Origin of the sequence: Marinifilum sp. (genome assembly GCF_965230805.1) — a bacterium.
Taxonomy (GTDB): domain Bacteria; phylum Bacteroidota; class Bacteroidia; order Bacteroidales; family Marinifilaceae; genus Marinifilum.
Genome location: NZ_OZ246019.1, coordinates 2,368,153 through 2,378,905, shown reverse-complemented (window position 1 = coordinate 2,378,905; position 10,753 = coordinate 2,368,153). Strand labels below are relative to the sequence as shown.

The following is a 10,753-nucleotide window of genomic DNA, read 5'->3' as shown; positions in this document are numbered from 1 at the left end:
CCTAACAATTCGTTTTTATGAAAAATGTTATGAGAAGTATTTTGACAATGGCAGTTGTATTAATGCTGTCCGTTGCAGCTATTGCTCAAACCACCTTAAAAGGTGTGGTCGTAGACGGAGGTTCTGGTGAGAGTTTACCAGGGGCTTCAATTGCTGTACCAGGAACAACTTTAGGTACAGTTTCAGGTTTTGATGGTTCTTTTGCTTTGCAAGTGCCTCAAGGAACATCAAAAATTATTGTAAGTTTTGTTGGTTTCCTCGATAAGGAAATCACCTTAGTAGGAGCACAAGATTTGGGTGAAATCAAACTGGAATCGGATGCTGTTGGTTTGAATGAAGTAAGTGTAATGGCTTCGGTTGTTACTGATCGTCAAACACCAGTATCTGTTTCTACTGTTAGTGCCGATCTTATTGAGAACAAATTGGGATCGCAGGAGTATCCTGAGATCTTAAAAACGACTCCATCTATTTACACTTCGAAAGAAGGTGGTGGATTTGGTGATGCTTCTGTTTACGTTCGTGGTTTCGATTCAAACAATGTAGGAGTATTGATTAACGGTATCCCTGTTAACGATATGGAAAATGGTAAGGTTTACTGGTCGAACTGGGCTGGCCTTTCTGATGTTTCTAGAACTATGCAGGTTCAGCGTGGTTTGGGAGCATCTAAATTAGGTCTATCTTCAGTTGGTGGTACAATCAATATCCTTACAAAATCGACTGATGCTAAAAAAGGTGGCGTTATTAAAACCGGTATTGGTAACGATGGTTATAGGAAGCAATTGTTTTCTGTTTCCACAGGTTTAATGGAGAATGGCTGGGCTGTTACTTTATTGGGTTCTCATACTTATGGTGACGGTTATGTTAGAGGTACTGATTTTGATGCTTGGTCTTACTATGCAAATGTTTCAAAAAAGATCAACGACAAGCACACTATGTCATTCATGATTACTGGGGCTCCACAATGGCACAACCAGCGTGGTAACAAGCACACAATCGAGCAGTACAGACAACATAAACACGAGGAGAAATTCAACTCTGACTATGGTATCCGTGAAGGTAAGATTTATGGTGGTGGATATGGTTACAATTACTACCACAAGCCACAGGCTCAATTGAACCACTATTGGAATATTAACGAAGAAACCTTGTTAACAACATCTCTTTATGGATCTATTGGTTCAGGAGGTGGTCGTCGCGTTTCAGGTGAGCAAGATAATTGGCTGAGTGTGAATGATGATACTGGAGAAGATGAAGTTGGTATTATGAGAACAGCAGATGGTTTATTGGACTTTGAGGGCGTAGCAGCATTAAATGCTACATACACTGCTGAAGGATCTCAAGCAATTATTGGTAACTCAGTAAATAATCACTCTTGGATTGGTTTATTGTCTTCATTAACAATGACCAAACAAGCGATTACTTATACTGGTGGTCTTGATTTAAGATATTACAAAGGAGAGCATTACAGAGAAGTTGAAGATCTTTTAGGTGGCGCATTCTTCCTTGATCATAAAGATCTAAACAGAGATGCAGATACTTGGTTGAAAAAAGGTGACAAGTATTCTTACTACAATGATGGTAAGGTGATGTACACTGGTCTTTTCGGTCAGGCTGAATATGCTGGTGACAATGTAACTGGTTTCGTTTCTGCTGCGATCTCAAGAAAATCATACAAAAGAATTGATTACTTTAACTATGCACCAGGTGAGCAAGAAACTGATTGGGAGCATTTCTTCCCATGGAATGTTAAAGCAGGTGTTAGCTATAAGTTCAACTCTATTCACTCTGTATTTGCAAACGGAGGTTATGTACAAAGAACTCCATACTTCAACAACGTATTCTTAAATTATAGAAACGATGTGAATGAAGATGTGAAGTATGAAAAAATCATCACTGCTGAACTTGGCTATAAATACACTTCATCTAACTTCGATGCTCAAGTTACTCTGTATAGAACCAATTGGAGAGATCGTGGTTTGATACAGACTTTAGTTCAGGAAAAAGTAAACTTGAGTGGTTTGAATCAATTGCACCAAGGGATTGAGTTTGAAGCAAGTTATAAACCTTCTAAGAAAATAAGCATTGATGCCATGTTCTCATGGGGTGATTGGATTTACGAAGATGATGTATATGCTGCTATATTCGATGAGGATACAAATGAATTAATTGATGAATTTAGTGCTGTTATTAAAGATGTACACGTGGGTAACTCTGCTCAAATAACAGGATCAATTTCAGTAGGATATGAAGTACTCCCTAATTTGACCATTAACGGTGATTACTTATACTATGGGAAACACTATGCTAATTTTGACGCTTCGAAACGTAGTGCAAAATCAGTTCCAGGTGATGCCTGGAAAATGCCTGATGTTGGTTTGGTTGACTTAGGTTTCAACTACAGATTTGAAATTGCAGGTTTAAAAGCTTCTGTCTATGGTAACATGAACAATGTATTCGATACAGAGTATATTTCTAAAGCACAAGATGGTACAACTCACGTTTCAAGTGATGCTTTGGTTTACTACGGATTTGGAAGAACTTGGTCAACAGGTTTAAAAGTGAAATTCTAATCTAACTTGGTTTAAACTTAAAAAATAGACAGATGAAAAAAATATTATATATGGCATCAGCTCTTGCATTGATGTTCACAGCTTGTGACCCAATGGAGGATGTTTATGAAGAAGTAGATAAGGCTTATGCCGATGAATACGAAGAGCAATTATTTTTCTCGGATAAAACTCTTATTGAAGATGGTTATGAATTAATCGAAGCTGATTATGCTTTGTCTTCAGACCAAGGTGTTAAGGACTATAAAAACTTTTCGAAGTATGCACCAGTAGCAGATTTTCTTCCTGAAATTCTAAATAATAAATTATTCTATGGAGAGCCAGGTCTTGAATATACTGTGAGTTATAATTTCTATATTCCTAGTTCTTATGATAGAGATATGGATCCAGAGGCTCATAAACTAACTAATAATGATTATGACCTTCTTGGAGATGGTGAAGATGAGCCTGGTGAATATGGTAGTTTTAATAAGAATATGCCTATTGATGAATATTTACTTGCTTTCATGGATAGAAGATTCCCAATTGCTAAAGTAGGTGACTATAAATTATTGAACTACAAATTTTATGGAACAGGAGACAGATATGTAGAGTACGAATATAATGGTACTGTATGGGTAAATTCTGACAAAGATTATGGGTATGATGAAGATACCGCTTATGAAATGACTTCAGATGATTACGATTCATTTGGTGAGGATTGGGGAGATCCAGGTAAGTTTGATAATTTTACATCATCAATTAAGGTTGATGATTATTTGCCAGATTTCTTAATAGCAAAGTATCCTGATGCTGTGGTAGGTGATAAAAAAGAAATTAAGTATGTATATTATGGATTGCACAGAAATCTGTATGTAGGTTATACGCTTGAAGAAACTGGCTGGAGAAAAAGTGTTAATGTTGAGTTTGACTGGGCAACAGGCGAATATGTACTTAAAACTTTATCTCAAACAATTACTCAATCATCTTTAGTTGCATATAAAGATAGAACTTGGGTGTTTGTGCCTCCAGTAAAACTAGTTGTTTCAGAAAAAGCTGCAACAGAAACTTATACGTTAGTTAATGCAGATTATGAATTGGTTGGTGATGGTAAATATCATAATTTCTATACAAAAGATATGAGCGAAGAAGAGATTGTTGCGGCAATCCTTCCAAAAATTACAAAGATCTTAAAAGCCAATTTTGAATTAGCCGTAGGTGATGTTTACGAAATTACTTATGCCTATTACAATGGTACCGGAGGAAGTGATGCTATTACCCTTGAGGTTGTAGAAGATATTTAATCTTTTATTGATATCAAATATAAACCCCGAATCACAACGATTCGGGGTTTTTGTTTTGGATATCATTTCAATTCTTTAGCAGGGCTTACATTCAAACTTCTGATTTTGAATTGGTATTGGTATAGCCAACCATGCTCAAAACCCACTTTATAATGGATCTTGATGAATTTGCTACCCAATTATTGTTTAATCTAAATTCCATTTTGTAATTTTATTCCTTTCATACTGATCTGTACAAAATGGAATCTAATAAACAACTCGAACTAGCACATCAATTCGTTAGAAATACCAATGCAACAATTTTTCTTACCGGAAAAGCCGGCACTGGCAAAACCACCTTTTTAAAGCAACTTAAAAACGAACTTCCCAAACGAATGGTTGTAGTTGCACCAACTGGTGTTGCAGCTATCAATGCAGGAGGCGTAACCATTCATTCCTTTTTTCAATTGCCATTTGGCCCTATTCTGCCAAATCAAATCCTAAACGATAAAGGAAATTCGGCCAATGTAAAAGGCAATACCTTTATCAAGAAATACCGAAAAGAAAAAATCAATCTGATAAAGTCTTTGGATCTACTGATTATTGATGAAATTAGTATGGTTCGAGCCGATTTGCTGGATGGAATTGATGAAGTTCTGCGGAAATTTAAAAACCAAAATCTGCCATTTGGTGGTGCACAAGTTTTAATGATTGGCGATTTACAACAATTGCCGCCAGTTGTAAAACACGAAGAATGGAGCCTTTTAAATCAACACTATAAAACTCCTTTTTTCTTTAGTAGCAGAGCCTTTAAGAATTCACAGCATGTTAGCATTGAGTTAAAACATGTATACCGCCAAAAAGATCAGGATTTTATTCAGATACTGAATGAAATTAGAAACAATCATCTCTCTTCTGAATCGTATCAGGAATTGGAAAAGAGATATTTGCCCGATTTTAATCCCTCTGATAAAGATGGCTACATAACACTAACAACTCACAATGCCAGGGCACAAAAAATTAATGAAGAGAAACTGGATGTACTCGAAGAAAAACCCAAAAGATTTACTGCCCGTATCGATGGACAATTTCCTGAATACTCCTACCCAACCGATGAACATCTTCTATTAAAAGTTGGAGCACAAGTCATGTTCGTAAAAAACGACAGCTCTCCCAAAAAACGATATTTCAATGGCAAAATAGGTAGCATTAGCCAATTTAAGGAAGATATGATTACCGTTATTTGTCAGGGTGATGATTCTGAAATTGATGTTACCCCCGAAGAATGGCAAAATATCAAATACAGTATTAACGACAAAAGCAAAGAGATTGAGGAAGATGTGGTGGGACAGTTTACTCAATATCCTTTAAAATTGGCTTGGGCAATTACCATTCATAAAAGCCAGGGCTTGACATTCGAAAAAGCCATTATCGATGCCAATGCTGCCTTTGCACACGGGCAAGTTTATGTGGCACTAAGCAGATGCAAAACATTGGACGGAGTGGTATTAAAATCGAAATTGAACAGAAGCGGAATCATATGCGATCATGCGGTTTCGAGCTTTACCCAATACATTGAGCAAAACCCTCCCGTAGAACAAGATTTACTTGCTGCCAAAGCCCATTTTCAGCACCAACTCTTAGAGGAATTGTTCTCGTTTAAGGAAATCAATAAAAAATTTGCTTATACCAACAGGTATTTGACTGATAATGGTAAAAGCATTCATGGCGATTTGGCTGAGAAAATGAGAAATGCCGACAATGCCGTAAAAACTGAGCTATATGATGTAAGTGAGAAGTTTCTGCCGCAAATTCAAAATTACTGCAGGCAAACTGTTTTGGAAGAAAACGATAATGCGCAAAATAGAATTAAAAAAGCTGCTGAATATTTTTCGGAGAAATTAGAATCATTGCTCATTTCGATTTTAAAGGATTACAGTTTCGATACCGATAATCAGTCCATTGAAAAAACCGTAAACAAAGATTTAAAAGAATTAGACGAGTTCGTTTCGGTAAAATACACTTGTTTAAAAGATTGTATTACCGGATTTAATTTGACTGATTATTTAAATACAAGAGCTCAGGCTATGCTGCAAAAGCAAACGAGCAAAACCAGAAGAAAGCGTGATGTTGCAGATGAAAAAGCAGAACATCCGGCCATGCTAAGAACATTAAACAATTGGCGCAAAGGAGTTGCCGAAAAAAATGATATCCCTATCTACTTTATAGCAGCTCAAAAAAGTTTAATTGATATTTCGAACAAGCTTCCCTACTCTCTTGAGCAGTTAAATACCATTCATGGATTTGGGAAAAAGAAAATTGAACGCTACGGACACGAAATTATTGAATTGGTTTCGGAATATCGACAAGAAAAAGGTTTGGGACTATTAAATTTTATTCCCGAACCCGAAGAAAAGCCCAAAAAACCCAGCACCTACGAAATAAGTTTTGAACTGTTTCAGGAAGGAAAAAACATTAGAGAGATTGCAGCTTTTAGGAATTTAAAAACAACTACCATTGAATCGCATTTAGCGCATTATGTGGGCTTAGGCATGCTGGATTTAAAAGATTTTGTTGAGACTGATAAAATTGAAAAGATTAAAGAACAGTTTAAAATTAGCGGACTTGAAACCTTAAACCCCGCAAAAGAAGCATTAGGTGATGATTATTCTTACTCGGAATTGCGATATGTTCAGGCTTTTTTGAAAAATGCGAAGGAGTAAGTCACAATTAAGCTAAGTCTGCCCTTTCATTTTAAAATTTCCCCTACTAGGAAACCGGAACGAAGTGGAACTCTTGAGCATATTAATATGAGACTTAAAAGTGAACCAAATTCCAACAAGAAAAAGAGGCACAAAATAAAATCTCTATCCTCTTTTAAACTTCTTTAACATTTATTCAAAGCTTTTAGCACACTTACAGCCTACATTTGTAATGTACAAAACAGAGAAGTTTTTTCATAGATTAGATTTAGGTTAGTAATTAGTGGTTAGAAGAAGTCCCGAACTTGAAGAAGTTCGGGATTTTTCTTGGTTGGTATTCTGCTGTTAGAAGTGATCCATTTGCTTTCAGGTCTCTTTCTTATTTAAATTAGCTTAGCATCTACTTCCTCATCGCTTTTTAAGCAACAGAGCTTTACCAATTCTTTGTTTTTATCTTTTAACTCGGCAATGGTATTTGCTGTCGTCTTGCACGTATCCGGATCAACCTTTGCCATGGTGTTCATATAACCTACTATATTGGCGTTTAATTTTTTAATGGCTGCTTTCTTTAACTTAGTGACATTTGCCGGATCTTTTTTGGCTACTTCACTTTCGGCTTGTTGCAAAGCTATGCTTTCAAAATCGTTTAATTGCTGCAGTACAAATTCACAATCTTTACATTAGGCATTAATGGATATCAGTCCGATTCAATTATTTTGAAAAAAAGACTTTTTAATCTTTATTTGTAATCAGTTTAAATAAAACAATTCAAGATATGGAAGAAGTAAAATCACCTTGTATTCAAATTTGTCGCCAAGATTGTAATGGCGTATGTTTCGGATGTCAGAGAACTATTGAAGAAATAGGAAACTGGTCGCTTTACAGCGATGCTGAAAAGAAAGAAGTGCTGGAAAAAGCTCGCAAAAGAACCAATGCTCCTGATACCTCATCAGGCGTATTCTTTAGGTGAAACAAAAGCTTAACAAAACGACATTGTTCTTTTTTATAACTTTAAGCTTATTTCAAATCACACTAAAAAACAGCCAATAAAATGTACTTAAAGTGGATATTTTATTCTTTGATATTGATGCTGATTTTGTCTGCATGCGGGCATCACAAAGCAGATCAACTACAGTTAAAAATATATGCCACCAGCGATGTGCACGGAGCATTATTTCCTTATGATTTGGTAAACGACCGGGAAACCAATACATCTTTGGCGCAAGTTTATGAATACCTTTCGCAAGAAAGAGAAAAATCTGATGCCGAGGTTATTTTATTGGATAACGGAGATATCTTGCAGGGAGATCCTTTGGTTTATTACTCGAATTTTGAGAAAACAGACAACACGCACATTTGTGCTGATGTAATGAACTTTATGGCTTACGATGCTGCCACAGTTGGGAATCATGACATTGAACCCGGACACGAAGTTTACGACAAGCTGGTAAAAGAATTTAATTTTCCTTGGTTGGCAGCCAATGCTGTTCGAAATTCCGATGGCAAACCCTATTTTCAACCCTATTCAATTATTGAAAAACAAGGTGTTAAGGTTGCTGTTTTGGGCATCATAACGCCTGCTATTCCCAAGTGGCTGCCCGAAAAAATATGGTCGGGAATGCACTTTGAACCCATGATTGAATCGGCAGAAAAGTGGATCAAAATCATTAATGAAAAAGAACAAGCTGATTTTGTAATCGGATTGTTTCACTCCGGTGCTGGCGAAGAGCAGAAATCTGAGCTCAGTCACGAAAACGCATCTATTTTGGTTGCCAAACAAGTTTCGGGTTTCGATATGATTATTTGCGGACACGATCATCGCGAAAGAATTTCATGGTTTAAAAATCCCGAAAAGAAAAACGTTTTGGTAATCAATCCGAAAAACAAAGCAGAATTTTTAGCCGAAGTAATTGTTGATTTAAGCTGGAACAAGGTGAAAAAAGTATACGATAAAACTCTACACCCAAAGCTTGTTGAAATAAAGAATGTGCAAAGCTCGAAAGCGTATGTCGATCATTTTGCTTCGAGGTTTAAAGAGGTTGAGGCATATGTTTCGAGAGAAGTTGGCCGTTTTGAAAGAAGTATCTCTGCCAAAGATGCCATGTTTGGCGATTCTCCTTTTATGGATTTGATCCAGAACATACAAATGGATTTAACCGATGCAGAAGTGTCATTTGCGGCTCCCCTTTCTTTTAATGCAACAATTGATTCGGGGCAACTGCAAGTGAGAGATTTATTTAAGCTCTATCGATACGAAAATTTGTTGTATACCATGAACCTCAGCGGAAAAGAAATTAAAGATTTTCTTGAGTTCAGTTATAAGGATTGGTTTCAACAAATGAAATCGGCAAAAGATCCGATGTTATATATTTCTGCTGCGGATAAGGGCAGCAAGCTGAGCACCCTGTATTTTAATTACGATTCGGCCGAAGGAATTGATTACACCCTTGATATCTCAAAACCTTATGGCGATAGAGTATCTATATTGGGTATGAGCTCGGGTGAAAAATTTGATGAAAATAGAAGCTATAAAGTTGCTCTAAATTCTTATCGTGGAAATGGTGGCGGCGATCACCTGACTAAAGGCTCCGGACTAAGCAAAGAAGAATTAAACAGCAGATTAATCAACTCTACGACCAAAGACCTTCGCTACTACCTAATGAAATGGATAGAAAAAAAAGGAACTGTTGATATAGAGTGTAATCACAACTGGAAAGTTGTTCCGGAAAAATGGCATGCAACAGCAAGTAAGAGAGAATATGAGTTGCTTTATGGAAATTAAGCTAATAATAACGTGAGTTCGACGTATAATTCGTTCACAGTTTGATCTGATTTTGAGTAGAAATTTTCTCAAATTTTCGAAGCAATATCGGGATATTTCAAGAAGATTTGAGGAAATTTATGCCGAAAGCAGACAAACACATAATGGAAAGTTCTCTTTACGACATCTTCACATTAAAAATTCCTCAAAATAGCCCGCTATTCTTTCCATATTTTTAATGCAAATCTATCCCAAATATAACTTTCTGTGGATAGAATTTTACGTCGAACTCACGTTAATAATAAAAAGCTTAAAGAATCCCGATAGTAATGCATATTATCGGGATTTTTCTTTGTGCTATTCGTGATATCCTAAGCTGTACTTTGTGCTTGCTTTAGCATTCGTAAATAATGCGGAAAATCTCACGTAAACATTCCTGCCTTTGCTCGATAAAGCCCATATGGCCTGATGTTTGCAATACAAATGGAGTCAAATTGGTTTCTTTGGCGATTTGTCCTGCCAACTGAAAAGGAATAAAATTATCCATCTTCCCTATGATGCTAACTTTGGGCATATCTAATGCTTTTACCACATGATTACGATCTGGGCGATTTATCATGGCTTCCAAAGCAGCTATCATTCCTTTATCAGAAGTATTGCAAGCAAGCTTTGTTATTCTTTCGATTTCGTGTGCATATTTTTTCAAATTATTATTCGAAAAAGTATTTGGAATACTGCTTTTACAAATCAATTCCTTTTTGCCACTCTTTACCATTTCGATTTCTTTCCTGCGATTTGCTTTCTTTTCTTCTGTATCAGGATTGGGGCTTGAATGAAACAAGCAGAAACTTTCCAACTTTTTGGCGAACAAATCAGCGTAAGCTAAAGCAACATAGCCGCCCATGGAGTGTCCTACGATATTGATGCGCTCCAAGTTCAAATGCTCTGCCAGCTGATCTACAGCTTTTGCCATCTCATCAATACTGTATGAATCACTTTTTAATTCAGAAGATCCATGTCCTGGTAAATCAACTGTAATCACCCTTGCCAAGCGGGCAAGATCATTGGCAAAAGTTTCGAAAGTTTCTATTGATTCGAGATAGCCATGAAGAAGTACTACGGTATTACCCTTTCCTTGATCTCGATAACGTAAACGACAATTTTCCAGTTCTAAATACTGATCCATCTTCAATTTATAATTTAATTATTTGATTCTTCATTCAGATTTACCCCTAAGGGTGACTTCAATTCTTGCACTAAATAAGCCCTTTTATGGGTTTAGGGGGTATTCTAGATTGCAAATACTAACGTATCACCCTAAATTTAGGTCACTTCGTAAAAACCTTATTCTAAATTACAAGAATATAAAAAAGCTTGTTCTATAGCATACAAATATTTAATAAATTGCACCGTTTAAAAAAAATTCATTACAGAATTTATTCCTTAATTGGTTTATAGTTA

7 protein-coding genes are annotated in these 10,753 nt (G+C 36.2%); 5 read left to right on the top strand and 2 right to left on the bottom strand.

What is annotated here, in order from left to right:
• Nucleotides 1–17: 17 nt before the first annotated feature.
• The 3 genes from ACO05S_RS09430 to ACO05S_RS09420 all read left to right on the top strand — a co-directional run bounded on the left by ACO05S_RS09430 (nucleotide 18) and on the right by ACO05S_RS09420 (nucleotide 6,552).
• Nucleotides 18–2,570 carry a TonB-dependent receptor gene (locus tag ACO05S_RS09430; RefSeq protein WP_421921263.1) on the top strand — a complete coding sequence of 851 codons (2,553 nt, stop codon included), beginning with the start codon at nucleotides 18–20 and terminating at the stop codon, nucleotides 2,568–2,570.
• A gap of 32 nt (nucleotides 2,571–2,602) precedes the next feature.
• Complete coding sequence (locus ACO05S_RS09425; RefSeq protein WP_421921262.1) at nucleotides 2,603–3,850, top strand: hypothetical protein; 1,248 nt, start codon at nucleotides 2,603–2,605, stop codon at nucleotides 3,848–3,850.
• A gap of 239 nt (nucleotides 3,851–4,089) precedes the next feature.
• Nucleotides 4,090–6,552 (top strand): helix-turn-helix domain-containing protein, encoded by a 2,463-nt coding sequence (locus tag ACO05S_RS09420; RefSeq protein ID WP_421921261.1) that lies wholly within the window; start codon nucleotides 4,090–4,092, stop codon nucleotides 6,550–6,552.
• Nucleotides 6,553–6,914: 362 nt separating this feature from the next.
• Here ACO05S_RS09420 and ACO05S_RS09415 read toward each other — a convergent pair whose 3' ends face one another.
• Nucleotides 6,915–7,157 carry a hypothetical protein gene (locus ACO05S_RS09415; protein WP_421921260.1) on the bottom strand — a complete coding sequence of 81 codons (243 nt, stop codon included), beginning with the start codon at nucleotides 7,155–7,157 and terminating at the stop codon, nucleotides 6,915–6,917.
• Nucleotides 7,158–7,306: 149 nt separating this feature from the next.
• On the opposite strand from ACO05S_RS09415, the gene ACO05S_RS09410 reads away from it, so the two are divergent.
• Together ACO05S_RS09410 and ACO05S_RS09405 are read left to right on the top strand one after the other, a co-directional pair.
• Nucleotides 7,307–7,501 (top strand): DUF1289 domain-containing protein, encoded by a 195-nt coding sequence (locus ACO05S_RS09410; RefSeq protein ID WP_421921259.1) that lies wholly within the window; start codon nucleotides 7,307–7,309, stop codon nucleotides 7,499–7,501.
• 81 nt (nucleotides 7,502–7,582) lie between these two features.
• Nucleotides 7,583–9,313, top strand: a complete 1,731-nt coding sequence (locus ACO05S_RS09405; RefSeq protein ID WP_421921258.1) for a bifunctional metallophosphatase/5'-nucleotidase — start codon at nucleotides 7,583–7,585, stop codon at nucleotides 9,311–9,313.
• 373 nt (nucleotides 9,314–9,686) lie between these two features.
• Here ACO05S_RS09405 and ACO05S_RS09400 read toward each other — a convergent pair whose 3' ends face one another.
• Nucleotides 9,687–10,478 carry an alpha/beta fold hydrolase gene (locus tag ACO05S_RS09400; protein WP_421921257.1) on the bottom strand — a complete coding sequence of 264 codons (792 nt, stop codon included), beginning with the start codon at nucleotides 10,476–10,478 and terminating at the stop codon, nucleotides 9,687–9,689.
• Between the last annotated feature and the right edge of the window lie 275 nt (nucleotides 10,479–10,753).